At 49.3% G+C, this 23,874-nt stretch carries 23 protein-coding genes; 14 read left to right on the top strand and 9 right to left on the bottom strand.

Annotation, left to right across the window (positions count from 1 at the left end):
* Positions 1-171 precede the first annotated feature (171 nt).
* Positions 172-906 carry an IclR family transcriptional regulator gene (locus tag L0Y31_RS08695; RefSeq protein WP_234736730.1) on the top strand — a complete coding sequence of 245 codons (735 nt, stop codon included), beginning with the start codon at positions 172-174 and terminating at the stop codon, positions 904-906.
* 10 nt (positions 907-916) lie between these two features.
* Here L0Y31_RS08695 and L0Y31_RS08690 read toward each other — a convergent pair whose 3' ends face one another.
* Both L0Y31_RS08690 and prmC read right to left on the bottom strand, forming a co-directional pair.
* Positions 917-1,888, bottom strand: coding sequence for an AAA family ATPase (locus L0Y31_RS08690; RefSeq protein ID WP_234736729.1), 972 nt, complete (start codon positions 1,886-1,888; stop codon positions 917-919).
* Between the two features lie 9 nt (positions 1,889-1,897).
* Entirely contained in the window at positions 1,898-2,749 is an 852-nt protein-coding gene (prmC, locus tag L0Y31_RS08685) for a peptide chain release factor N(5)-glutamine methyltransferase (protein ID WP_234736728.1), read from the bottom strand.
* Positions 2,750-2,821: 72 nt separating this feature from the next.
* Between prmC and ribD the strand changes: the two genes are divergently transcribed.
* The gene (gene ribD, locus L0Y31_RS08680; protein ID WP_234736727.1) at positions 2,822-3,877 is read left to right on the top strand and encodes a bifunctional diaminohydroxyphosphoribosylaminopyrimidine deaminase/5-amino-6-(5-phosphoribosylamino)uracil reductase RibD; all 1,056 of its coding nucleotides are present in this window, start codon (positions 2,822-2,824) and stop codon (positions 3,875-3,877) included.
* Between the two features lie 5 nt (positions 3,878-3,882).
* On the opposite strand, the gene nagA is transcribed toward ribD, so the two are convergent.
* Positions 3,883-5,016, bottom strand: a complete 1,134-nt coding sequence (gene nagA / locus L0Y31_RS08675; RefSeq protein WP_234736726.1) for an N-acetylglucosamine-6-phosphate deacetylase — start codon at positions 5,014-5,016, stop codon at positions 3,883-3,885.
* A 12-nt stretch (positions 5,017-5,028) separates the two neighbouring features.
* Positions 5,029-5,784 (bottom strand): shikimate dehydrogenase family protein, encoded by a 756-nt coding sequence (locus L0Y31_RS08670; RefSeq protein ID WP_234736725.1) that lies wholly within the window; start codon positions 5,782-5,784, stop codon positions 5,029-5,031.
* Positions 5,785-5,900: 116 nt separating this feature from the next.
* On the opposite strand from L0Y31_RS08670, the gene L0Y31_RS08665 reads away from it, so the two are divergent.
* The 9 genes from L0Y31_RS08665 (at position 5,901) to L0Y31_RS08625 (ending at position 13,610) form a co-directional block, all read left to right on the top strand.
* Positions 5,901-7,091 (top strand): putative sugar nucleotidyl transferase, encoded by a 1,191-nt coding sequence (locus L0Y31_RS08665; protein WP_234736724.1) that lies wholly within the window; start codon positions 5,901-5,903, stop codon positions 7,089-7,091.
* 70 nt (positions 7,092-7,161) lie between these two features.
* Positions 7,162-8,292: a DNA polymerase III subunit gene (locus L0Y31_RS08660; protein ID WP_234736723.1), complete on the top strand. Its 1,131-nt coding sequence runs from the start codon at positions 7,162-7,164 to the stop codon at positions 8,290-8,292.
* Positions 8,293-8,300: 8 nt separating this feature from the next.
* A complete protein-coding gene (locus L0Y31_RS08655; RefSeq protein WP_234736722.1) occupies positions 8,301-8,759 on the top strand; it encodes an ATP-dependent zinc protease family protein in 459 nt (152 codons plus the stop codon).
* Positions 8,760-8,846: 87 nt separating this feature from the next.
* Complete coding sequence (gene rimK / locus L0Y31_RS08650; RefSeq protein WP_234736721.1) at positions 8,847-9,749, top strand: 30S ribosomal protein S6--L-glutamate ligase; 903 nt, start codon at positions 8,847-8,849, stop codon at positions 9,747-9,749.
* An 8-nt stretch (positions 9,750-9,757) separates the two neighbouring features.
* A complete protein-coding gene (gene hemC / locus L0Y31_RS08645; protein WP_234736720.1) occupies positions 9,758-10,681 on the top strand; it encodes a hydroxymethylbilane synthase in 924 nt (307 codons plus the stop codon).
* Positions 10,682-10,753: 72 nt separating this feature from the next.
* Complete coding sequence (locus L0Y31_RS08640; protein WP_234736719.1) at positions 10,754-11,464, top strand: peptidylprolyl isomerase; 711 nt, start codon at positions 10,754-10,756, stop codon at positions 11,462-11,464.
* Positions 11,465-11,468: 4 nt separating this feature from the next.
* The gene (locus tag L0Y31_RS08635; RefSeq protein WP_234736718.1) at positions 11,469-12,389 is read left to right on the top strand and encodes an SDR family oxidoreductase; all 921 of its coding nucleotides are present in this window, start codon (positions 11,469-11,471) and stop codon (positions 12,387-12,389) included.
* A 27-nt stretch (positions 12,390-12,416) separates the two neighbouring features.
* Positions 12,417-12,854 carry a hypothetical protein gene (locus L0Y31_RS08630; RefSeq protein WP_234736717.1) on the top strand — a complete coding sequence of 146 codons (438 nt, stop codon included), beginning with the start codon at positions 12,417-12,419 and terminating at the stop codon, positions 12,852-12,854.
* A gap of 3 nt (positions 12,855-12,857) precedes the next feature.
* On the top strand, positions 12,858-13,610 hold the full coding sequence (locus L0Y31_RS08625) for a metallophosphoesterase family protein (protein ID WP_234736716.1): 753 nt from the start codon (positions 12,858-12,860) through the stop codon (positions 13,608-13,610).
* A 22-nt stretch (positions 13,611-13,632) separates the two neighbouring features.
* Here the strand turns inward: L0Y31_RS08625 and guaB are convergent, their stop codons facing one another.
* Both guaB and L0Y31_RS08615 read right to left on the bottom strand, forming a co-directional pair.
* Positions 13,633-15,105 (bottom strand): IMP dehydrogenase, encoded by a 1,473-nt coding sequence (gene guaB, locus L0Y31_RS08620; protein WP_234736715.1) that lies wholly within the window; start codon positions 15,103-15,105, stop codon positions 13,633-13,635.
* Positions 15,106-15,234: 129 nt separating this feature from the next.
* Positions 15,235-15,606, bottom strand: a complete 372-nt coding sequence (locus L0Y31_RS08615) for a DUF2141 domain-containing protein (RefSeq protein ID WP_234736714.1) — start codon at positions 15,604-15,606, stop codon at positions 15,235-15,237.
* Between the two features lie 232 nt (positions 15,607-15,838).
* On the opposite strand from L0Y31_RS08615, the gene L0Y31_RS08610 reads away from it, so the two are divergent.
* Positions 15,839-16,411: a Crp/Fnr family transcriptional regulator gene (locus tag L0Y31_RS08610; protein WP_234736713.1), complete on the top strand. Its 573-nt coding sequence runs from the start codon at positions 15,839-15,841 to the stop codon at positions 16,409-16,411.
* 220 nt (positions 16,412-16,631) lie between these two features.
* On the opposite strand, the gene L0Y31_RS08605 is transcribed toward L0Y31_RS08610, so the two are convergent.
* The gene (locus L0Y31_RS08605; protein WP_234736712.1) at positions 16,632-17,084 is read right to left on the bottom strand and encodes a PaaI family thioesterase; all 453 of its coding nucleotides are present in this window, start codon (positions 17,082-17,084) and stop codon (positions 16,632-16,634) included.
* Positions 17,085-17,225: 141 nt separating this feature from the next.
* Here L0Y31_RS08605 and L0Y31_RS08600 point away from each other — a divergent pair, with 141 nt between their 5' ends.
* Together L0Y31_RS08600 and L0Y31_RS08595 are read left to right on the top strand one after the other, a co-directional pair.
* The gene (locus tag L0Y31_RS08600; protein WP_234736711.1) at positions 17,226-18,020 is read left to right on the top strand and encodes a phosphosulfolactate synthase; all 795 of its coding nucleotides are present in this window, start codon (positions 17,226-17,228) and stop codon (positions 18,018-18,020) included.
* A 12-nt stretch (positions 18,021-18,032) separates the two neighbouring features.
* Positions 18,033-18,683, top strand: a complete 651-nt coding sequence (locus tag L0Y31_RS08595; protein WP_234736710.1) for a DedA family protein — start codon at positions 18,033-18,035, stop codon at positions 18,681-18,683.
* A 120-nt stretch (positions 18,684-18,803) separates the two neighbouring features.
* Here the strand turns inward: L0Y31_RS08595 and L0Y31_RS08590 are convergent, their stop codons facing one another.
* Complete coding sequence (locus tag L0Y31_RS08590; RefSeq protein WP_234736709.1) at positions 18,804-20,363, bottom strand: RagB/SusD family nutrient uptake outer membrane protein; 1,560 nt, start codon at positions 20,361-20,363, stop codon at positions 18,804-18,806.
* Between the two features lie 29 nt (positions 20,364-20,392).
* Entirely contained in the window at positions 20,393-23,623 is a 3,231-nt protein-coding gene (locus L0Y31_RS08585) for a SusC/RagA family TonB-linked outer membrane protein (RefSeq protein WP_234736708.1), read from the bottom strand.
* Between the last annotated feature and the right edge of the window lie 251 nt (positions 23,624-23,874).

Genomic DNA, 23,874 nt, shown 5'->3' with positions numbered 1-23,874 from the left:
AGATTCTCATCATTATTTTTCTATTTTCTATAAAATAAATTAAATTAAAAACTATTATATATAGTTAAAAGCCTGTTTTTCAAATGATTGATTATTGAAGTTTTTGCCAGAAAATATTTTAATTTTTGTTTTATATAAAATTATTGAATTTTACATTACAAAATTTACTCTATGATTCAGGTTATAAATCGGGCTTTCGATATACTAGAATATGTGGCGACAGACCCAACTCGGCCCAAGACTTTGGGAGAAGTAGCGGATGCGATGGGCTTGAATCACGGTACGTGCGCCAACATCATGAAGACGATGGTTGCCCGGCGGTATCTAGATCAGGTAGGCACTAAGAAGGGCTATTGTCTGGGGGCAAAGGCGTATCTGCTCACGGGCAACACCTCTTATCGAAAGGATATTGTAGAGGCTGCCCAGCCGGAGATGGCGCGCCTGACGCAAGAAATTAATGAAAGCTGCTTGCTGGCTGTACTCAACGGCGACCAGCGAATTTTGATTCATCGGGAATCCTGCGATCAGTACCTACAGGTGCAGGCCGCCCCCGAAAAGCACGTTTATGATTCGGCTTCGGGTCGGTTGCTGGTTGCGATGATGAGTGATACGGAGTTGGAACGGTTTGTTGCGCGATACGGTCTGCCGCCTGCCGAAATTTGGCCGGAAGCTACGTATTTGCAAGCTTTTATGCACGAAATCAACGTAATACGTTCGCGTGGGTACGCCTTTCAGGAAAGTGTCCGACATTTTGTGGGCTATGCCGCAGCCATTCGACGCTACGGCGAAGTGGTGGCCAGTTTGAGCGTTTACATGCCGTCGTACCGGCACGAAAGCAGCACGGCACCTAATGTGCTGCAGGTGCTGATGCAAACGGCGGATACCATCAACCAGCGACTGAAATAAACCGGATGTCTTATCGCCCGATAGCGACTTTACGCAAAATTGAATCCACAATCTGCGAAGTCGTTACGCCGTCGGCTTCGGCTTCGTAGTTGAGGTGAATGCGGTGATTAAACACATCCAGGGCCACTTCCTTGATATCTTCGGGCAGCACATAATCGCGCTGGTCGAAGTATGCAAGGGCTTTGGCGGCACGGTTCAGGTGAATGCTGGCACGGGGTGATACACCGTACTGAATGTAGCGGGCTTCGTCACGGAGCGCATAATCGAGCGGGCGGCGCGTGGCAAAAACCAGCTCAATAATGTACCGTTCGAGCGTTTCGGAAATGGTGATTTTATTGATTTCGTCGCGAATCCCAAAAATGTCGTCCTTGTCCAGAACCGGTTGCACTTCATAATCGAAGTTCATGTTGGCCATCCGCCGCATCACTTCCAGCTCGTCTTCTTTCGATAAATAACCAACGAAAACCTTCATCATGAAGCGGTCAACCTGGGCTTCGGGCAAAGGATAAGTTCCCTCCTGCTCGACCGGGTTTTGCGTTGCCAGCACCAAAAAAGGCTTATCCAGTACAAACGTCTCTTCGCCAATGGTCACCTGCTTTTCCTGCATCGCTTCCAGCAGGGCCGATTGCACCTTGGCAGGCGAGCGGTTGACCTCATCGGCCAGAATCAGGTTGGCAAAGATGGGGCCTTGTTTTACCTCAAAATCACCCGATTTCTGGTTGAAAATCATCGTTCCTACTAAGTCGGCAGGCAGCAGGTCGGGCGTAAACTGAATGCGCTGAAAGTCAAGCTGCAACGCCTTCGACAGGGTGCTGATTGTTAATGTCTTAGCAAGGCCCGGTACGCCTTCCAGCAAAATATGTCCGCCCGTGAACAAGCCAATGAGCAGCCGACTGAGCAGATCATGCTGTCCGACAACCACCTTGCCCATCTCATCGAATACGCGGCGGATTTTGGTATGATACGTGAAATTAGTGGTCATTCACCTCGTTTAGATTAACGCCTTCACAAACCGGTCTTTGCCGTGAATATCTTTAAAAATCTGTACGTTTCGATAACCTCGCTCGGCAAATACATCCTGCGTTTCCGGCCCGAACCGCTCGTTGATTTCAACGTAGCAGGCACCACCAACGGTCAGGTGCTGACAACCAAAATCGGCAACCGCCTTGTAGAAAAGCAAAGGATCGACATCTTCCACAAATAAGGCCAGATGCGGCTCATACCGCAGCACGTTCTGGTCCATTTGCTCGGCTTCCGAATGCGTCACGTACGGCGGGTTACTCACCACACAATCAAACCGATTGCGTTCGTTCAGATCGTCGCTAGCTCCTTCCAGGATATCCCGTTTTTCAAAAACCACTTCGGCCTGTAGTTGTTCCGCATTCTGGCGGGCAACCTCCAGCGCGTCCTCCGACAAGTCCCAGGCTACTACCGACGCTTGCGGTAAGAACCGAGCCAGCGTCACGGCAATGCAGCCACTCCCCGTCCCTAAGTCGATGATATTCAGCGGAGCGGGTGCCTCAGCATAATCCCGAACAATAAGGCGAATGAGTTCTTCGGTTTCCGGGCGCGGAATCAGTACGGCGGGCGATACCTGAAACTCCAGACCACAAAACTCCGTTGTTCCGATTAGGTGCTGTACGGGTTCCTGATTGTTCAACCGCAGAATCAGGTCATCCCAATCGGGTTGCGTGGCTGGTACCGGCTTATTGGCAACAACATCAGTCCGGCGAAACCGCAGAAAATGTTCAAATAACAAAAATACGATGGCCCGGGCTTCCTCTGGACGATATCCTTTCAATTGCCCGACCAACGAATCAAACAGGGACTTAGCCGTGGTCATGCGTATGCTTAATTTTGTGTAAATCTGCAAAAACTTGCGGACTTTTGGCAGTTGACTTGTGACTTTTACCCAATGAACGATAACATATACATGACTCGCGCCCTCGAATTGGCCACCTTGGGGCGCGGAACCGTTAGTCCTAACCCGCTGGTTGGTTGCGTTATTGTGCACGAAAAACCTGGCCAGAAGCCTGTCATTATCGGTGAAGGCTGGCACCAGCGCTACGGGGAGCCTCACGCCGAGGTGAACGCCGTTCGATCGGTAACCGACGAAACCTTGCTGCCCGAAGCTACCGTTTACGTGACCCTGGAGCCTTGTTCGCACTTCGGAAAAACACCGCCCTGCGCCGACCTGCTGGTTGAAAAACGGGTGAAGCGGGTCGTTGTTTGCAATGATGATCCAAATCCGCTCGTCGCCGGAAAAGGGCTGGCTAAATTGCGGGCGGCGGGCATTGACGTGCAAACCAACGTGCTGGCCGAACGAGGCCGTGAACTGAACTGCCGCTTCTTTACCTTTATCGAAAAAAAACGGCCTTACCTTATCCTGAAATGGGCTGAAACGGCCGATGGCTTTATTGCGCCGTCGAGTTACCAGCCTTTGGTCATCAGCGGCGCACTTTCGCGGCAGCTAGTGCATCAGTGGCGCAGCGAAGAAGACGCCATTATGGTCGGGACCAACACGGCGCGGTACGATAATCCCAAACTAAATGTTCGGCTGTGGCAGGGGCGCAATCCAGTGCGGGTGGTGATCGACAAAACATTGCAGCTTCCCCGTGAATTGAACCTTTTCGATGGCTCACAGCGGACGCTGGTCTATCATTTGGATAATGTTCCGCAGCCTGCCGATTTTACGTTACCCGCCACGCAATTCATCCCACTAAAGGCCAGCGAGCCTTTTCTGCCGCAACTGCTGGACGACTTGTATAATCAGAAGATTCAGTCGCTGATTGTGGAAGGCGGTACGTTTCTGCTGGAAAGTATGCTCAACCAGGGGTTATGGGACGAAGCCCGCGTTTTTAAAAGCCCGAAAGTACTCGGTGACGGACTGGCCGCTCCCACCTTGCGTGGGCGCTTGCAAAGCAACGAACGCATCGGCAACGACTGGCTGACAACTTACCGACCTGTCTAGTAACTTCAGGCGATAAAGCTGCCGTTTACCATCACTTGCGACAAGGCTAATTCGCTGTCCAGAACGATTAAGTTAGCAGTATAACCGGACTGAATTTTTCCGATTTTATCGCCCAGGCCAATGATTTTCGCCGGAATGGTGGATGCCATTCGAAACGCCTGCGCTGGTTCTAACCCAACCCGTTGAATGCAATTTTGGACCGCCTCCAGCAATGTAATCGACGAACCTGCCAGCCGACCGTCCTGGTTCACATACCGTCCCCGATCGTACTGGATTTGTAGTTCTTCGTGCACAAATTGCGGACGGGGCGGGGCTGCCGACATCGCGTCGGAGATCAAAAAAAGGCGGTCTTTTAGTAAGCGGTGCGCTATTCGGATCGCCGCAAAATCGTTGTGAAAACCATCGGCCACGATGCTTGCCCGAATCGTTGGGTGGTCGAAAACCGCCCCGACCACGCCCGGCTCCCGGCTTTCGAAACCCCGCATGGCGTTGTAAAGATGCGTCGCCAGCGCAACCTCGCCGTCAAAAGCGGCCGTTGCCTGTTGGTACGTGGCATTTGTGTGCCCCGCCGAAAGTCGTATACCTCCTTTTTTCAGCATTTGTAACTGTTCTTCCGTAAAGCATTCAGGCGCAATCGTCAGCAGGCGAATGACGTCTTTTCCGTATTCGATTAATTCCGATAGCTCTTGACTATCAGACTCTCGTACGTAAGCGGCGCTGTGTACCCCCCGCTTTTCTAACGACACATAAGGTCCTTCCAGGTGCAGGCCAAGGACGCCCAACGGCTCTTTTTTTTGCTCTTCCCGAACCGCAGCAATAGCCTGTAAAGCCGTGGCGTGGTCTGATGAATAAAGAGTTGGTAAGATCGACGTGGTGCCCCCTTTTCGATGCGTTTCGTAAATATGGGCTACCGTTCGGGCGGTGGGCTGTTCATTGAGCGATACCTCCGAGCCGCCGTATGCCTGCAAATCAACCAGACCAGGAATCAACCATTGTCCCGCCAAATCCAACGCGTTGCTAGCTGACAGAGAGCCGCTCACTACCTCCTGAATCAGGCCGTTATCGATCCGAATAGAAGCGCTCGTTAGTACATCTGTGCCCGTGAAAACCGTTGCATTTTGCAGAATTAGCTCAGCCATCTTGTCTATAAGTTATTTCTGCTGCCAGATTTCCCACGCCTTTTCAGCCTGTAACACCAGCATTGGCAAGCCGTTATGCGTTGCGGCCCCCTGCTCCTGGCCTTTGCGCAAAAACAAGGTTTCTGCCGGATTGTAAACCAGATCGTATAGCAAATGCCGGTTGGAAATTGTACTGTAGGGCAGCTCTGGAGCAGCATCCACATTCGGGTAGGTACCGACAGGCGAGGTATTGATAATCAAGCGATAATCTTCCAGAACGGCGGGTGTAATAAACTCGTACGACAAGTTTTCAACCGATGGCGTTCGGGAAACAATCCGGTGCTGAATGCCCATATCCGTTAATGCGGTCGTAACGGCTTTGGCCGCCCCGCCATTGCCCAGCACCAACGCTTGTAAAGTGGTCGGCCCGATTTCTAAAGTGCCCAACCAGCGTTCCAGTGACTGCCGGAATCCGTAATAATCCGTGTTATAGCCGATCTTACGCCCGTCTGGAAAAATTTTGATGGTATTGACCGCACCGATTCGGGCTGCCGATTGCTCATCCAAACCATCCAGAAAGGGGATCACCGCCTGTTTGTACGGAATCGTTACGTTCAATCCTCTTAGATCAGGCACGGATTTAATTAGCTCCGGCAACGTCAGAATGTCCTCTAATTCAAACAGATCGTAGTAGCTATCAGCAATGCCCTCCTTCTCGAATTTTTCCGCAAAATATTTTTTAGAGAATGAATGGCTTAGTGGGTATCCTATTAGTCCGTAACGGTTCATAGCTTTAATGGGCGGTAAAACAGGCCAAAACTATTGAAAAACAGCAACAAAATTTGAGATCCCTTTCAGGACTTAGGCCGGAACGTTGATATTTGCATCTGGAAAGCACCATTCTCATGATCAACCTGATTCTTTTTGACGAGCCGAACATCCGCACGGCGCTTCTGCCTTTTACCTTTACAAGACCCGTTTCCGGCGTTCGAATTGGGATTCAAACCATAACGGAAAAATGGAACACCCGGCTGTCTGCCGACGCTTCCTTTCTGACCGAAAGCTACCTGCAACCGAAATTCCCCCATCGTCCAGCCGACGACAATGTATATATCAACGGCGCCGTTTGCCCAACTGAAGAACTCGTTACGGCGGTCAGCCAACTCAGTCAGGAAGAAGCGCTGGTTACGCCTGATGGATTGCTTCTTGCCCTGCGGACTTCCAAAAGCCATGAGCAGGCTCCAACCCTAACAGATGCGCAGCGTACACGTACGTTCGAGGCTATCCTGACGATTGTGCGTCATTTGCCCGATCTGTTTGTGTACAATGGCGAGCAAATTCGCGCTGATTTTGCTTTTTTGACCGCCGGGCGGAAATCGCAACCCATCACGGATCCGCACACGCGCGTCTACGCTCCCGAAAATGTTTTTATCGAAGAAGGCGCCGTTATCCGGGCGGCAGTCCTAAATGCTGAGGGGGGACCGATTTACATTGGCCGAAACGCCGTTATCAGCGAGGGCACCGTCATGATGGGGCCATTTGCGCTCTGCGACCAGGCAACCATCAACTGGGGCGGAAAAATGCGAAGCAATACCACCATCGGGCCTTACTGCAAGGTGGGCGGTGAAGTAAGCAACTCCATCTTTTTCGGTTACAGCAACAAAGGCCACGACGGTTTTTTGGGCAATTCAGTGCTCGGCGAGTGGTGCAACCTCGGCGCCAATACCAATAATTCCAACCTGAAAAACGACTATACCAACGTCAAGCTCTACAGCTACGCAACCAACCAACTGGAAGACAGCGGGCGGCTGTTCTGCGGCTTGATGATGGGCGATTACACCAAAGCCGGTATCAGCACCATGTTCAATACGGGTACGGTTGTGGGTGTGAATGTAAATGTTTTCGGGGCGGGTTTTCAGCCAAAACACATTCCATCCTTTTCGTGGGGCGGTGCCGCCGAAGGAATTTCTGCTTACCGGCTAGATAAGGCCCTGCAAGTAGTGCGCGAAACCATTGCGCGGCGCGGAATCGAATTGAGCCCAACGGATGAAGCCATCCTGCAAACCATCTACCAGCTGACCCACCCCCAAAGTTAGGCCGTAAACAATCACAGAATTTTAACCTGCTAAATCTGGTCTGGAAGCGGCAAGATCGTAAATTTGGAGAATGCTTTTTAACGAGATAATTGGCCACGAAGACACCAAGCAAACGCTGATCCGGTCGGTGCAGACCAACCATGTCGCGCACGCTCAATTGTTTGATGGCCCGCCGGGAAGCGCTAATCTGGCGCTGGCGCTGGCTTTTGCGACTTACATCAACTGCGAAAACAAGGGGGAAAACGATGCCTGTGGGCGTTGTCCATCCTGCGCCAAAATGAGTAAGCTGGCCCACCCGGACCTGAACATTGTGTTTCCGGTAGCGGGCAGCAAGACCATCAGTGAGCATTATCTCGCCGATTGGCGCAAATTTGTGGCCGAACATCCTTACCGCACGCTGGAAGAATGGCTCGCTGCCATTAGCATTAAACAAGGCAACATTCCCGTAGAGGAAGCCCGCGAATTGCTGGGTAAACTGGCACTGAAGTCCTACGAAGGAGAATATAAAATTGTGCTGGTCTGGTGCGTGGAAAACATGCACATAGCAACAGCAAACGCCCTGCTGAAAGTCCTGGAAGAACCGCCTGCCAAAACCTTGTTTTTGCTGGTTACCAATCAGTCGGCCAAATTGCTGATTACCATTCTGTCGCGGACCCAGCGCGTGGCCGTGCGGGCTTTCACCGATGAGGAAGTGAGTATGCACTTGCGGCAACACCTGAATCTGGCCGAAAAACAGGCGCGGCAAATCGCCTATCTGGCCGATGGAAATCTTTCAGAAGCAATCCGGCTGGCCGGAGAAAGTCCGGAGGGAAATTCGCCCGAAGGCGTGGCAGACCGGCACACCTGGTTTGCGGACTGGATGCGAACTTGTTATAAACAAGATTTAATTACGCTGGTTAAACAGGCGGATGCGTTCGACGCGCTAGGAAAAGAAAAGCAACGTGGGCTACTGGATTACAGCCTCAGCATGTGCCGTGATTTGCTGTTGTGGAAACACGGTGCCAATTCCCTCTTGCGTCTGCCAACCGAAGAACGTACGTTTGTTGAAAACTTCAGTAAAGTGTTGGAGCCGACTTACCTAGAGCAGATGATTAGCGATCTGAACGAAGCCTCGTTTCACATTGAGCGAAACGCCCGGGCGAAAATGGTTCTCCTTGATGTATCACTAACATTCAGTCGCCTGATGCGGCAGGGAAAATAAAGCGCGTTGTGAAAAAAGTATCCACATCCCGGCCCAAGCAACTAATCGGTTATTCCGACCGCATTGATTTTCCGGACTTTGGCCTTCAGGATGTCGAGGCGAAGATCGATACCGGCGCTTATACCTCAGCTCTGCACTGTATCGATGTTCAGTTGATATCTCATAATGATACGCGCCAGCTTCAGTTCACCATTGCCAGTGGGCAGAGCGGCGACCAGTTGCAAATTACCACCGAACAGTTTCAGTATAAAACCATCAAAAATTCATTTGGTCAATCGGAGAAACGATTTGTGATTCGAACGAGGGTGCGTTTGATGGGGAAAATCATTGTGGCAGAGTTTTCGCTCGCGAACCGGGGCAGCATGCGCTTTCCGGTTTTGCTCGGTCGAAAGCTAATACGCAATAAGTTTATTGTTGATGTATCCTTGAAAGACGTTTCCTTCCGGGCAAAAAAACAAACTCCGTAACCGACTCACAAACTGCCCTCCCACTGTTTGGACTACAGGCAAAATCAACGGCAACACAAAATCACTGACTTTTTACGACCTTTTTATATGCATATTGCAATCTTGTCTACCAATCCGGATCTGTATTCGACCCGCCGGTTGGTGGAGGCTATCGAGCAACGCAAGCACGAAGCGACGGTGATTGACCACCTGCGCTGCCAGGTTATGATTGAAGGCGGCAAGCCATCCATCATATACCGCAACAAACCGCTCGAGCAAATCGACGCCATCATTCCCCGAATCGGCGCTTCCGTTACGGATTATGGATGCGCGGTGGTGCGGCAATTTGAAATGATGAAAGTTTTTACGACCGCCAAATCACAAGCTATCTCGCGGTCCCGAAATAAATTGCGAAGTTTGCAGGTGCTTTCCAAAGCGGGTGTTGGCTTACCCAAGACCGTGTTTGCCAAGCAACCTAAAGACCTCGACCAATTGCTGGCGCTGGTAGGTGGTCCGCCCGTTGTCATTAAATTGCTGGAAGGAACGCAAGGCATCGGTGTGGTGCTGGCCGAAACCGGAAAAACGGCTAGATCGACCATTGAAACGCTTTATGGGCTGAAAGCCAACGTTTTGATTCAGGAATACATTGCCGAAGCCAAAGGAGCTGATATACGTGCCTTTGTGGTGGGCGGACGCGTTGTTGGGGCGATGAAACGCCAGGGCAAAGAAGGCGAATTTCGCTCGAATCTGCATTTGGGCGGTAATGGTACGCAGATGACGCTCTCGCCGGAAGAAGAAGAAACGGCCATCAATGCGGCCAAGGCGCTAGGCTTGCGCGTTGCGGGCGTCGACATGCTCCAATCGAACCGGGGGCCGCTGGTTCTGGAGGTGAATTCATCGCCGGGTTTGGAAGGCATTGAGAAAACGACCGGCATCGACATTGCCAGTCAAATTATTCAATTCATTGAGGAAAAAATTCCTGCTGATGAAAACGATACAGTAGGTGTTTAGTGAGCATAATGAACATAAAAATAGGTACTCGCAGCAGTCGGCTTGCTTTGTGGCAAGCCTATCATATTCAGGAAGTTTTGAAACAGGGCGGTGTCGATTCAGAACTGGTTTTGATTGAAACCAAAGGCGACAAAGTGCTGGACCGTTCGTTGGCAAAGATTGGTAGTAAAGGCGTTTTTACGCAGGAGCTGGAAGATCAACTGCGCGACGGAACCATTGATATTGCGGTTCATAGCGCGAAAGACCTGCAATCGTCACTACCTGAAGACCTGACTATTATTGCCTTTACTGAACGCGAGCGAGTCAACGATGTGCTGGTTAGCCACGACAAAAGTCTGTCGCTGACGAGCGGCAAAAGCTTTGTGGTGGGCACTTCATCGACCCGGCGGGTAGCAATGTTGAAGCATTTTTGTCCGCACATCAAAACCGTTGACATGCGGGGTAACCTGCAAACGCGGCTCCGCAAACTTGAAGAAGGGCAATGCGACGCTTTGCTGCTGGCCTTTGCGGGCGTTCATCGGATGGAATACGACGATTTGATAGCTGAATATTTACCAACCAGCGACTTCACCCCAGCGGTTGGCCAGGGTAGCATTGCCATTGAGGCCGCGACTTCGCTCGAGCCGGAGAAACTGGCTTTGATTCGCCGCCTGACCAACCACGAAACCACCGAAGTTTGCCTGAAAGCAGAACGGGCCTTTTTGCGTCGTTTGGAAGGTGGGTGCAGCATTCCGGTTTTTGGTTTGGCGACTTTCGCCGATGATCAGGTAAGCCTGACGGGGGGAATTGTTAGTCTGGACGGCACCGAGATTCTGCGCGAAACTTTTTCGGGTGTTTCTGCCGAAGCCGAGCAGTTGGGGCATAGTCTGGCCGAGCACATTCTGGCGCAGGGAGGCGATGAGATTTTGCGGAGCGTACGGGAAAATTTATAAGATCAACCTTACATTTTTGCGGACTTCAATTTCTCAATCCATATTGTAGACCTAATGACGAAGCCACTCTTCATGCGCCATTTATTACTATTAACGGCTCTTTTATTAACTTTCCCAACGTGGGCGGCCAAGCCTCCAAAGAAAAAAGACTATCTGGTTACGCTGACTACGGATTACGGAACCATGCGGCTCATTCTTTATAATCAGACGCCCTTGCACCGCGATAATTTCATCAAGCTGGTGAAGAAAAATTTTTACGATGATTTGCTCTTTCACCGGGTGATCGAAAAATTCATGATTCAGGGCGGTGATCCAAATTCCAAAAAAGCGGACCCCGGTCAGCCGCTGGGTTCTGGCGATGTTGGGTATAAGGTGCCGGCGGAATTTGTCCCGGAATTATTTCACAAAAAAGGGGCCCTGGCCGCTGCCCGCGACAACAATCCAGAAAAAGCGTCGAGTGGTTGCCAGTTTTACATTGTCCAAGGTCGGGTCTGGGACGATGAAAGCCTGAAAACCCAGATGGCCCGCATCGCTACCCTGAACGGACACCAGCCTACGGAAGCCCAACAGCAGGTTTATAAAAGGCTGGGCGGCAGCCCCCACCTGGACGGTAACTACACCGTTTTTGGCGAAGTAATTGATGGGTTGGCCGTGGTAGACAGCATTGCCAAGCAACCCCAGAATCCGGCGGGAAACCGGCCTCTGAAAGACGTTCGCATGAAAGTATCGGGTGAGTGGATGAAGAAGAAAAAGATTACAAAACAGTTCGGATATACCTACTGATTATATGGCAAAACGCATTCTTATTACGGGTTCTAACGGCTTATTGGGTCAAAAACTAGTTGATCTGATTACCCAAACCTATCCTGAAATTAACCTGATTGCTACAGCACGTGGCGAAAACCGACTGCCTTACGCAGAAGGGTATGAATACCGCGCGATGGACATTACGGATCGCGATCAGGTGTTGACCGTGATTGGCGAAACTAAACCCGACGCCATTATCCACACGGCAGCCATGACCAATGTGGACCAGTGCGAAAGCGAAAAAGATGCCTGCTGGGCGCAGAATGTCAAAGCGGTGGAATATCTGGTGGAAGCCGCCCAGGCGAACGATGCCTTTCTGTTGCATGTCTCTACGGATTTCATTTTTGATGGAGCTGCCGGTCCCTATGACGAAGAAGCCGAAGCCAACCCGATCAGTTTCTACGGCTGGAGCAAATATGCCGCCGAAAAAGTCGTTATTCATTCGGGCATTCGCTGGGGCATTGCCCGCACCGTGCTTGTTTATGGCATTGCGCACGACATGAGCCGCACTAACATCATTTTGTGGGTGAAAAAATCGCTGGAAGATGGCAAAACGATTAAGGTAGTTACCGATCAGTGGCGCACCCCTACGTTGGCGGAAGATCTGGCGACGGGTTGTTTTCTGATCGCCGATCAGCAGGCTGAAGGAATTTTCAATATTTCCGGTAAAGATTTTCTGAATCCGTATGAGATGGCCATCAAGACGGCGGATTATTTCGGACTGGATAAAGCTCTGATCACGCAGGCCGATTCGACCACGTTTTCGCAACCCGCGCGCCGCCCGCCGCGTACCGGATTTATCCTGGACAAACCCCGGCAAGTACTGGGTTATGAACCCCATAGTTTTGAAGAAGGCATTGCTGTTTTAGCGGGTCAGATAGCCGCCCCAAAGTCGTTTTAATCTAACCATCCGTATACGGACTTAGCCATGAAGTTGTTCTCTGCCATTGTCTTATTGCTTGTTTCAACCGTCTGTTTTGGACAAAACGGCGGTAAGCGTGTCATGGGACCCGTCACAACGACCCGTGGCCTCGTCCTGAAGGAGGGTGACATTCTGCGTTTTGGCAAAGGAAGCCTGTCGTCGGGTTGGTACAAAAACGCTTTTACCTCGATCAAGCGCATTGGTCAGAAAGATGGCCAACTCGACGAAGGCTATGCCTACGTGACCACGACTGTCCGGGAATTTTACGAAATTGGTAGCGGCCAGAACAAGCGCCTGGTGGCCCTGGTTAGACCGAAAGGTGGCATCAGCATTTCTTATAAAGCCGTAGACCTCGACCCTGCCATTGACAGTAAAGAGATCATTTCGGTAAATGGGGTGGCGATCCCGAAGTTACTTCCTAAAAAAGACAGCAAAAAGCTTTAATAAATGCGGATCGCTTTTCTCACAGATCTTCATATTGGTACAGAAAACCAGCATCCGCAGGGCGTAGATATCCGGCAGAACTTTCTGGATGCCTTGCATTTTCTTACCGAAATGAAACCCGATTGCCTCGTTATTGGCGGCGACGTTTGTTACCAGCAAGGCGACCGGGAAATTTACCGCTGGGTGTTACCGCATTTGGATGCGCTTGGTTTGCCTTATTACGTCATTTCGGGCAATCACGACGATTCGGTCTTGCTGGCGGAGGAATTTCGACTTGGGGCTGATTTGCACGGTCAGGAGCTTTATTTTTCTCGCGTACTGGATACGCAAACCGCGCTTTTTTTGGATACGGCCAGAGGCTACTGCTCTGAAACGCAGTGGGAGTGGCTGGAAACGCAACTAAAATCTTTAGAGGGTAATTTACTCGTATTCATGCATCATCCTCCCTTACTGGCTGATGTTAAATACATGGATATAAACTATCCGTTTCAGCAGCGGGACCGGCTTATGACTTTGCTGAAATCGGCGCCGGGGCAGGTAACAGTCGTTTGCGGGCATTACCACGCAGAGCGTCTGATTTTAGTAGATAACGTGCGGGTTCTAGTGACGCCTTCGCTATTTTTCCAGATGAAACACGACCCGGTTGAATGCATAATCGAACACTATCGCATGGGCATTCGGGAACTCAATCTCTTCACGGACCGGCTAACCAGTACACTGCATTATCTGGAAGGAAACCGGACTTCCACAAAGTAAATCCGGTTTCTCCAAGCTACTATCAACGCGCTGAATAATTCGGCGCTTCTTTCTGAATCTGGATATCGTGCGGGTGGCTTTCGCGCGAACCGGCGGTGGTGATTTTCACAAACTTAGCCTGTTGCAGTGTCTCGATGTCTTTCGCTCCGCAGTAACCCATTCCGGCTTTCAGACCACCCACCAACTGATAGGTAATTTCCGACACCCGACCTTTGTAAGGCACGCGTCCTACAATTCCTTCGGGAACCAGTTTTTTGATATCGTCTTCTGCGTCCTGGAAGTAACGGTCTTTTGAACCTTCTTCCATCGCTTCCACCGATCCCATCCCCCGGTAGGTTTTGAAACGACGACCTTCATACAGAACGACTTCACCCGGCGCTTCTTCGGTTCCGGCTAGCAACGATCCAATCATAACGGTGGCTGCACCGCCCGCAATGGCTTTCGTAATGTCGCCCGAGAAACGAATCCCGCCATCCGCAATTACGGGAACGCCCGTACCTTGCAGTGCCTTCGCTGATTCGTAAACGGCGGTTAATTGGGGCATCCCGATTCCGGCAATAATCCGTGTGGTACAGATACTTCCTGGTCCAACACCGACTTTCACGGCGTCGGCACCCGCGTCGGCCAGGGCTTTCGCGCCAGCGCCCGTTGCTACGTTTCCAGCGATTACGTCCAGTTTCGGAAATTTCTCTTTAATGCCTTTTACGGCATCGATTACGCCTTGCGAATGCCCGTGAGCCGTATCAACACTGATTACGTCTACTCCGGCCTTCACGAGTGCTTCAATCCGACGCGTCAGATCGGGGGTGACCCCAACGGCAGCCCCAACCCGCAGCCGACCAAATTCGTCTTTGCAAGCGTTCGGATGGCTTTTCTTTTTCAGAATGTCTTTGTACGTAATTAAACCGACCAGACGATTTTCGCCATCTACAATCGGCAATTTTTCAATCTTAAATTCTTGCAAAATGCTTTCCGCTTCGTCCAGGGTAATTCCTTCACGGGCAGTAATAAGCTTTTCGCGGGTCATGATATCGGTAACGGGCTTTGATAGCTCCGTTTGAAAACGCAGGTCACGATTGGTTAAAATCCCGACTAGTCTGTTGGATGCATCAACGACGGGAATCCCGCCAATTTTGAAATCACGCATGATTTTATGCGCATCTCCCAGTGATGCCCCTTCTGACAAGGTAATGGGATCGAGGATCATGCCGCTTTCGGAGCGTTTGACTTTCCGAACCTGCTCGGCCTGGGCCTCAATGCTCATGTTCTTGTGAATCATGCCAATTCCCCCTTCCTGCGCCATCGCAATCGCTAATTCGTACTCCGTTACGGTATCCATTGCCGCCGAAATCAGCGGAATGTTTAAACGGATGTTACGAGTAAGTTGTGAGCTGGTTTGCGTATCGCGCGGAAGAACGTCAGAATAAGCGGGCAGTAGTAGTACGTCGTCGTAGGTAAGTGCTTCGTAGAGGAACTTAGAGGAGTCTAAACTCATGGCAAATAAGCTGGATATGTTATTTGCCGGACAAAGATACGAAACATTTTTAATACCTAAATAACAAATTTTATATTACGACCTATTTTTACACCTAAGCCCTAATAAATCAATAAATAATCCATAAAACTAGAGTAATTTGATAGCAATTTCCTTTTCGTTCTGCTGTACCTGGATCTTACATTCATCAAATTTTGGAGCGGACGTAGCGGGGCGAATGTTGTTACTGAAGCCATACGGTTCCTTTGGAATACCGAATATCTTTTTGTCCAGTTGCCCATTGTTGTTCTGATCGTGGTAAACGGCCACGGCATACCAGCCCGGCTCTACCGATAAACTTACTTTTTTCGCATCGTCCCCAACTACTTTAGCCTGCAAGGGAGCTCCGTCCGGAAATTTCTGTCCTTGTTTGAAAAGTGCTACCCGAATTGTACCGCCCCGGGCTTTTACGTTTCCAATTGTAATGGTAAGGGTGCTTTTTTCGGCTGGAACTGGTCGCAAAAAACTTAGTAATAAAAGAACATGGAGTAGCTGCATATTAATCATTTAACCTTCCTGAAAACGCCTTTAGTAACAAAACAAAAACTGATAATTATTGCTTCCTCAAGTGACAAAATTCTAATAATAGCGTCGAAATCAAGCCAATACCTATCTAAGCTATAAGTTGCTCAGGCGACTATTTTGTATGAAATCTCACGAGAGCTTTTTTAACTATTTCAAGACTGCACCTTCCATGAGCGATCCCCTCCGGCAGGCTTTGATAAGCTGCCTAAAGGAAGCCAAACTGCCCAAAGGCACTTACCTGCTCAAGGAAGGCGAAGTCTCCAACCAGCTTTATTTTGTGGTTAGTGGTTTGGTGATGGCCTACTACCAGCAGGATGATAGCGAAGTCACTTCCTGGATGCTTGACGATGAAAGCTTCGTTTGTTCTATCTCCAGCTTTTTAAACCGCCTACCCTCCTTTGAGACCATCCGGCTGTTGGAAGACACGCTTCTTTTATCCATTGGTTACGAGGATCTTCAGCATCTTTATCAGGAGTTTCCTTCTTTAAACTATTGGGGACGCCTTTTGGTTGAATACTCGCTTTTGCGGCAGGAACAACGCATTCGAATGCTAAAGATTAAAAACGCTCCTGAGCGGTATCACTTCTTTTGCCACCATTATCCGCTCATTAGTCAACGAGCGCCAAACAAATACATTGCCTCCTATTTGGGTATCTCTAAATTTACGCTGAGCCGGCTGCGCGGCGTAAAAATGAAGAACCAATTTGCCTTGGTTACTGAAAATTCATATTTGTATACATAGCTCCCTTAAGACCGTGAAAGAAATTGCTTTAAAGCAACTTCTTTCTATTAACAATATAGTAACTTTGCCAAGCCAAACTGTCGTTCGGTCGGCCAACTGAACGCAGTTTGGGTGTCTTAAGCTTATAGCTAATAGTGTAAAGGCTACTGTTATGACGAACGGTAGCCTTTATTGTTTTTCAGCTGGTTTGCGACGCTACGATGCGCCTCCTCATGGAGCGTCAAAAGGGTAACTTAAGCGAAGTTTGCACTAGGTTAGAAGATGCTTTAGCAACTAATTTCCCGTCTTCCGCCACCAGAACGCCTTCGGCATGAATGACGTTTTTTCCCGCCCGCACAATCCGCGCCGTAGCGGTAACCGTTTCGCCTAGTCTGGCAGCGTGCAAAAAATCAACCGACAAATTAATGGACGTATATGCGTATTCACGCCCCAGTGAATAAACGGTTGCCCCAATTAAGTCGTCCAGCATAGCCGACACCGTCCCACCGTGCAGAACTTGCATGGGGTTACACATCTCTTCCCGAACTACATAATCGGCTGTTAATGAGCCTTGTTCAGCTACCCGAAGTACACCGTTGAGCCATCGCCCAAGAGGTGAAATACTCTGTCGCATATCCTGGCCAATCATAGACTGGAAAAATTGAAGGCGGGAATTAATTTCTGGGCTATTCATAGAGAATGGTTTCAGACAAAAATAGCATTTAACTAAGTTAAATATCCTTAACACTGGATATTTTATGGATTTTGTTGGGAGGTAGGCGGACTTATATTACTTTTAGGCGTTTTTTTGACTTATCCGATGTAATAACCTCTGATGAATTATACACTTACCCAAATCCCAGAGCGTACCACAAAGCCCCGTATACACGGGATGACAATGGTGATGGATAAAGGACTCAGTTGCCGTCAGGTGGAAGATTTCCTGGAAACATCAGCCTCTTATGTAGATATTGTAAAGTTAGGCTGGGCTACCTCCTTCGTCACTCCAAACCTCGACGACAAATTACGCCTCTACCGGGAAGCAGGGATTCCGGTTTATTTTGGCGGGACTTTATTCGAAGCCTTTATTGTCCGCAATCAATTTGAGGATTACCGCCGTCTGCTGGACAAATACAAGCTGGAACACGCTGAAGTTTCCGATGGGTCTATTGAGATGAAGCAAGGCGACAAGCTGGAATACATCCGCCAGTTAGCAACGCAAGTCGTTGTTTTATCGGAAGTTGGCTCTAAAGACGAAGCAAAAATTATTCCTCCTTATAAGTGGATTCAACTGATGCAGGCCGAATTAGATGCCGGAGCCTGGAAAGTGATCGGTGAAGCCCGCGAAAGTGGCAATGTTGGACTTTTCCGGGCAAGTGGGGAAGTACGGCAAGGCCTGGTTGAAGAAATCCTTACTCAAGTACCTTTTGAACGGATCATCTGGGAGGCTCCTCAAAAAGCCCAGCAGGTTTGGTTCGTAAAATTATTAGGCGCGAATGTCAATTTAGGAAACATTGCTCCTAACGAACTGATCTCGCTGGAGACCATCCGTTTGGGCTTACGTAGTGATACGTTCACTCAGTTTCTGGACGGAAATGGCGCTGTTTCTTCTGCTTATCCCCACAATTAACTAACCTCCTTCATGGAACTGATTCACACAATTCTTGATTTTTTTCTTCACCTGGACAAGCATCTGGCAGACATCATTAATGAGTATGGCACGCTGACTTACGCCATTTTATTCCTGATTGTCTTCGTTGAGACGGGCTTTATTATTATGCCTCTGTTACCTGGCGACTCGCTGCTGTTTGCGGCAGGTGCGCTGGCGGCTTCGACAGGTGCCCTGGACGTAAAAATCATGATTCCGCTGTTGATTGTTGCGGCGCTGCTGGGCGACAACGTCAATTATATAGTTGGTAAGTTTCTGGGTAAACAGATCAAAATGCGCGAGCGAATCCTGTTCTTTAAGCGGGAGTATATTACTGAAACAGAAGCTTTTTACCACAAGCACGGTGGTAAAACAGTCATTATGGCGCGTTTCATCCCCATCGTTCGGACCATTGCTCCGTTTGTAGCGGGTGCCGGCAGCATGGAGTATTCAAAATATATCACCTACTGCGTTGCTGGTGCAATCTTATGGGTATTTGGTATTACCATGCTGGGCTATTTGTGCGGTAATATACCCATTGTCAAAAATAACTTCGAGTTAGTAGTTTTCGCGATCATCGGTTTCTCAATCTTGCCGATGATTATTCAATTTGTCAAAGTGAAGCTACGCCGGGCTACTGTTTAACCGACCTACGATTAGCTAAAAAAGCCCTTACTGCATGCAGTAAGGGCTTTTTTAGCTACAGACAGCCATAAAAACGCCCCGACTATTTCTAGCCGGGGCGTACGTTTTTAGCAAGTTGACTTAGTTTGGATATCCTGGATTCTGCGTTTTCAGATTCGGGTTATTCAGCATTTCCTGTCTTGGAATAGGCAGCAGTAAATGCTTTTCTTCCAGCGCTTTGTTGGTGCTGAGGTTGATGTGACCCACGAAATTGTCGAATCCGTTTGTTTTTTCGTTGTATACTTTACGCAGACGAACCATATCAAACCAGGTGATTTGTTCGTAAGCCAGTTCGTGCCAGCGCTCCCGCCACACGGCCTCCCGGAAGGTAGCTTGTGTATAGGTTCCTAAAGCCGGCGTAGTCAGTTTAGCCCGGTCGCGGATGCGCTTCATGGCGTCATAGGCTGCCTGCGTTGGTCCACCCACTTCGTTTTGTGCTTCGGCGTACAACAACAGCGTTTCGGCATAGCGAATCTGCGGTACATTCAGGTTATTTAAGCGAGTTCCCGCCACACCCTGCGTTCCGTTGGCAATGCGGTTAAAGTGCTTGAACACATAAGGTGCTCCTAGCTCAAACCGCGCGCCTGTCCCGTTGGTGAAATACGTTGTATAGAAGTAGCCCTCCTGATCCTTAGCCCGCAAATCTCCTTTTTCGTACGAATCGTAGAACGATCTTGTGGGTACAGAGCTTCCCGTTCCGGTCGGACCGTTGTAGTTGATGGGCTTGAAGTTTCCGTAGAAATTGTCCATCGGATTGCTCGCTACAATCGCGTTGTATTGCAACATGAAAAGATGCTCCAACCGGTTTTCTGTCCGTTCATTGTGCACATCTTCGTAGGTAGTAAACAAGTTAATTGTAGTTGGATTCGCATTGGCGTAGGTAATTACCTCAAAGGCTTTATCGGCTGCTAATTTGTAGTGCGATGCGCCTTTGCTCAGCGGAAAACCCGCCATTGTCAGGTATACTTTCGACAGCTGCGTTTTCACAGCGGCCAGGTTAACCCGTCCGCTTACGTCCATCCACGGCAAACCAGCAGCTTCGGCGGCCAGAAGGTCTTCCACAATCAATTTGTATACATCTTCCTTAGATGCTCTGGTTGGCTTAAAATCCTCAGAATAAATAGTTTGAGGCTTGGTAATCAGCGGCACATCACCCCACAACTGAACAGCCGTGAAGTATGCACCCGCCCGCAGGAACCGCGCTTCGCCCAAGATTTTGGTTTTCTGCGCATCTGGCATCGTGATTTTTGGTACCTGCTCAAGCAGCTGATTTGCCTGCGCAATAACCCGGTACAAACCGTTCCAGTAGTTGACAATGTGCGTTGTATTTCCGTCGTGTGACAAGCTATACAAGTTGTTCAAGTCTGAGTTCTGGGCGGTTTCCGTCGTGGAAGTACCCGTCATGGCTTCCAGCAACTGCCAGTTGTTCGAAAAGATATTGGCACCTTCTCCCATGAACCGCAAGCGGTCATAGACCGTGGCGAGCGCCGCCTCCGCGTGATCGGGAATGGTATAGAAGATGTCGGTGGTTAAGTTCGACGGAGCCTGCTCATCCAGGAAGTCGGAGCAACCGGCAGGACCGACCAAGACCGCGCCAACCAGAATTGCCTTGTTTATATTTTTTATGATTGTGTACTTCATTGCAAATTTCTTTTGAGTGTATTTAATGCTTACAGACCAATTTGAATACCCAACATATACGTTGTTGGCTTCGGATAATTGTGCCAGATCATACCTTGCGAGAAGGCGCTGTTTCCGTCACCCTGGTTAGTAGGCGTTACCTCTGGATCACCAACGATTGGATCTTCCATCAGCAGGAAGAAGTTTTGCACCGTAGCGTACAGACGCAGGCGGTTCAGTTTAATCCGGTTGGTCACCTGAGCGGGGAACGTGTAACCCAAAAGCAGGTTACGACCACGCAGGAACGAACCATTCTTAATCCAGTGGCTATCTACGTTGGTAACATAGCCTGCCCGCGTTTCCCGAATTTCGGCGATAGGCGTATTTTGGTTATCCGGTCTCCAGGCATTCAATACTGAAGAATAGCTGTTGGCCAGGGCCTGGCGGTCTTCGCTGGCGTGCAAGTTCATCAACATAACGTCGTTGCCGTACATAAATTGAAGCTCAAGCGTAGCATCGAAGTTTTTGAAGCGGAAATTGTTCGTCAGAGCACCCCACCCTTTCGGGCTACCGTTTCCGATAATGCTCCGGTCGGCATCGTTAATGATTTTATCGCCGTTTACATCCAGGTATTTGATATCACCCGGCAACATTGTCAGGTTGTTCCGGTAGCTGGTAAATTTAGCCGCTTCTTCGCGCTCTGCTTCGCTCCAGGTTCCCAGGCGAGTCAAGCCCCAGAATGAACCAACGGGTTCGCCAATCCGAATGATGTTGGTCGGGTTTGTAAAGTTAGGACCACCCACGTTGAAGATATCCGATGGCGTTGCCAGCGAAAGCACTTTGTTGCGGTTCATTGAGATGTTGAACGTCGTGTTCCAGGAGAATCCACCCTGATCAATGTTCACTGTATTCAGACCAAACTCGAAGCCCTGGTTTTGCATCGAACCAACGTTTTGACGAATCGTGGCGTAACCGCTGGTACGGGGCACCGGCGCATCAAGTAGCATGTCCGTGGTTTTCCGGTAGTAGTAATCCGCTTCGAGTGAAACCCGGCCTCTGAACAATCCGATTTCCAGACCAACGTCAGTCTGGGCTGTTTTTTCCCAACGCAAATCAGGGTTAGCCAGACGGTCGAGACCAGTTCCGTTCGCCCGCGAGTCTCCGTAAATCGTTGAGTAGTTCGAGCTCAGCAGCGCTAATGATGAATAAGGCGGAATCTCGGAGTTACCGGTTAAACCAAAGCTGGCGCGGAACTTCAGGTTAGAAACCAGCGCGTTACCTTTCAGGAAGTCTTCTTCAGATACCCGCCATGCCGCTGCCGCTGATGGGAAGAAGGCAAATTTGTGGTTGGTACCGAACTTAGACGAACCATCGGCCCGACCGGTAAAGGTCAAGAGGTATTTTTCTTTTAAGCTATAGTTGATCCGACCGAAATACGAGTTAAACGCAAAACGGCGGGCATCGGATTGCACCTGCGGGTTTGTAGCCCCGGCACCCAGGTTATTGAATCCAAAGTAGTCCGTCGCAAAGTTTTGAACAGTGGCGCTAATTCTGAAGAAATTAGTTTCCTGCCACGAAATCCCCAATAAAGCGGTGATGTTGTGGTCAGTGCCGATTTGCTTGTTGTAGGTCAGGTAATTTTCCAGTGACCAGAACGTTTCTTTCTGATTTCGACCAGCTGCGTTACCAAACTGACCTGGGTTCAGCGTCCGGGTCTGCGATTCGTTATTTTCCTGCGTTAGGATATTAACCCCCAATACCGTCCGCATTTCCAGCCCTTTAGCCAGATTGATGTTACTGTATAAGCTTCCTAGTGTCGTTTGAGTGTTCAGGATATACCGACGATCCATCAAGCGGTGCATGGAGCTGAACGAACCTTCCGCACTTGGGTAATCGCGGTTGCTGGCGTACGTACCATCGGCATATTTTACCGGCAGGAACGGGAAGTCTTCCACAATCTGACGAGCAACGGCGTCATTGATATCGACCAGGTTTTCCGTTTGGTTGTTGTAGCTCAACGTACCACCAACTTTCAACCATTTTTTCACCTGATCATCAACGGTAAAACGACCCGAATACCGTTTCATGTAAGATGTTTTAATCAGACCTTCATCGCTCCGGTAGCCCAGCGACAACGAATATTGCGTGCGCTCGTTACCGCCGCTAAAACCTAACTGGTGGTTTTGCGACAGTTTGTTTTGCGTTGTTTCTTTAAACCAGTCCGTATCATAAAGCGGATTTAAATTGGCATCAAACACGCCTGGATGGGCCGCACTAAATTGTCTTCTTCTAGGAATAGGATCCAAGTTGGTATATTTTCCAGCAGCCCAGCCAGCCGGATCGTATTTTTCAATGTTCTTGTACGCCAATTCTTCGACTTGTAGGTATTCCTTCGCGTTCAGTACGCGGGGGCGGTTTGGCCCAATGGTGTTGACACTAAAATCGGCGTTGTACGTTACCTGACCTTCACCGGCTTTTCCTTTTTTCGTAGTGACCAGGATAACCCCGTTAGCGCCCCGCGCTCCGTAAATAGCCGTCGAAGAGGCATCTTTCAAAACCTCAACCGAGACAATATCGTTCGGGTTGATGTAGTCAATGGCAGAGCTGAACTGGCTCTGGTTTCCTTGTGGTAGCATTACACCATCAACCACATAAAGTGGGTTATTCGATGAGTTAATGGAGCTGAACCCGCGAATCCGAATGGTGCTTCGTCCACCAGGCCGACCTGAATTGGTGTTTACCTGTACACCGGGCATCCGGCCAGAAAGCGCCTGATTCAGCGAAGGAGCAGGCCGTTCCATGATTTGATCAGCCTTCACGCCTGATACGGAGCCGGTTAAGTCACTTTTCCGAGCAGTACCATAACCAATGACCACCACTTCTTCTAAAACCTTGTTGTCGGCTTTAAGGCTTACATTAATTGATATCTGGTTACCTACCACTACTTCCTGGGATAAATAACCCACAAAGGAAAAGATAAGCGTAGCACCGTTTTCAGGCACGTCCAGTTTATACTGACCATCGACATCCGTTGTCGTTCCTTTCTGTGATCCTTTTATAATAACACTAACACCGGGTAGGCCGGCGTTGGTCTCATCCGTTACTCTACCCGTTACCGCAACATCCGCTGTTTTTGAGTGAACTACTAATGGATTCTCCACTGATCCAGTAGCACTAACAACGTGGCTGAAATGGGTGCCAAGAAGAACAAGAGCAACTTGAGTAATCGATACTTGCCTTACTCTGGCAAGCAAAACTTGCAGAAGTAATTGTTTTGTCATAGGGTTTTGCCATGAAAATGGCTGTTTAGGTTTACAAATCGTACTGGAATTGGAAGGAACTAGGTTAATTTTGAACAAAATCCATTATCAAGGCGTAACTACGCGCTTTTTCTCATTTTTTGCAACAGAAAACAAAAACTTATTGCAAAAATTGCAGAATTATTTGTCTAAAAAGAGCCTCTCCTATTTGCAATACTGACTGCTGGCTTTCGATTGTTAGACAACAGAGCATAAAAAAGCCCCCTCGGACT

The organism is Tellurirhabdus bombi (assembly GCF_021484805.1).
Lineage (GTDB): Bacteria > Bacteroidota > Bacteroidia > Cytophagales > Spirosomataceae > Tellurirhabdus > Tellurirhabdus bombi.
Note: the sequence above shows the minus strand (reverse complement) of the source record. Positions and strands in the feature narration are given on the sequence as shown.

What these genes read in the sequence shown, in the direction of transcription:
- L0Y31_RS08695 (WP_234736730.1), top strand. Translation starts at nt 172, where the DNA reads ATGATTCAGGTTATAAATCGGGCTTTCGATATACTAGAATATGTGGCG.
- L0Y31_RS08690 (WP_234736729.1), bottom strand. Translation starts at nt 1,888, where the DNA reads ATGACCACTAATTTCACGTATCATACCAAAATCCGCCGCGTATTCGAT.
- prmC (WP_234736728.1), bottom strand. Translation starts at nt 2,749, where the DNA reads ATGACCACGGCTAAGTCCCTGTTTGATTCGTTGGTCGGGCAATTGAAA.
- ribD (WP_234736727.1), top strand. Translation starts at nt 2,822, where the DNA reads ATGAACGATAACATATACATGACTCGCGCCCTCGAATTGGCCACCTTG.
- nagA (WP_234736726.1), bottom strand. Translation starts at nt 5,016, where the DNA reads ATGGCTGAGCTAATTCTGCAAAATGCAACGGTTTTCACGGGCACAGAT.
- L0Y31_RS08670 (WP_234736725.1), bottom strand. Translation starts at nt 5,784, where the DNA reads ATGAACCGTTACGGACTAATAGGATACCCACTAAGCCATTCATTCTCT.
- L0Y31_RS08665 (WP_234736724.1), top strand. Translation starts at nt 5,901, where the DNA reads ATGATCAACCTGATTCTTTTTGACGAGCCGAACATCCGCACGGCGCTT.
- L0Y31_RS08660 (WP_234736723.1), top strand. Translation starts at nt 7,162, where the DNA reads ATGCTTTTTAACGAGATAATTGGCCACGAAGACACCAAGCAAACGCTG.
- rimK (WP_234736721.1), top strand. Translation starts at nt 8,847, where the DNA reads ATGCATATTGCAATCTTGTCTACCAATCCGGATCTGTATTCGACCCGC.
- hemC (WP_234736720.1), top strand. Translation starts at nt 9,758, where the DNA reads ATGAACATAAAAATAGGTACTCGCAGCAGTCGGCTTGCTTTGTGGCAA.
- L0Y31_RS08640 (WP_234736719.1), top strand. Translation starts at nt 10,754, where the DNA reads ATGCGCCATTTATTACTATTAACGGCTCTTTTATTAACTTTCCCAACG.
- L0Y31_RS08635 (WP_234736718.1), top strand. Translation starts at nt 11,469, where the DNA reads ATGGCAAAACGCATTCTTATTACGGGTTCTAACGGCTTATTGGGTCAA.
- L0Y31_RS08630 (WP_234736717.1), top strand. Translation starts at nt 12,417, where the DNA reads ATGAAGTTGTTCTCTGCCATTGTCTTATTGCTTGTTTCAACCGTCTGT.
- L0Y31_RS08625 (WP_234736716.1), top strand. Translation starts at nt 12,858, where the DNA reads ATGCGGATCGCTTTTCTCACAGATCTTCATATTGGTACAGAAAACCAG.
- guaB (WP_234736715.1), bottom strand. Translation starts at nt 15,105, where the DNA reads ATGAGTTTAGACTCCTCTAAGTTCCTCTACGAAGCACTTACCTACGAC.
- L0Y31_RS08610 (WP_234736713.1), top strand. Translation starts at nt 15,839, where the DNA reads ATGAGCGATCCCCTCCGGCAGGCTTTGATAAGCTGCCTAAAGGAAGCC.
- L0Y31_RS08605 (WP_234736712.1), bottom strand. Translation starts at nt 17,084, where the DNA reads ATGAATAGCCCAGAAATTAATTCCCGCCTTCAATTTTTCCAGTCTATG.
- L0Y31_RS08600 (WP_234736711.1), top strand. Translation starts at nt 17,226, where the DNA reads ATGAATTATACACTTACCCAAATCCCAGAGCGTACCACAAAGCCCCGT.
- L0Y31_RS08595 (WP_234736710.1), top strand. Translation starts at nt 18,033, where the DNA reads ATGGAACTGATTCACACAATTCTTGATTTTTTTCTTCACCTGGACAAG.
- L0Y31_RS08590 (WP_234736709.1), bottom strand. Translation starts at nt 20,363, where the DNA reads ATGAAGTACACAATCATAAAAAATATAAACAAGGCAATTCTGGTTGGC.
- L0Y31_RS08585 (WP_234736708.1), bottom strand. Translation starts at nt 23,623, where the DNA reads ATGACAAAACAATTACTTCTGCAAGTTTTGCTTGCCAGAGTAAGGCAA.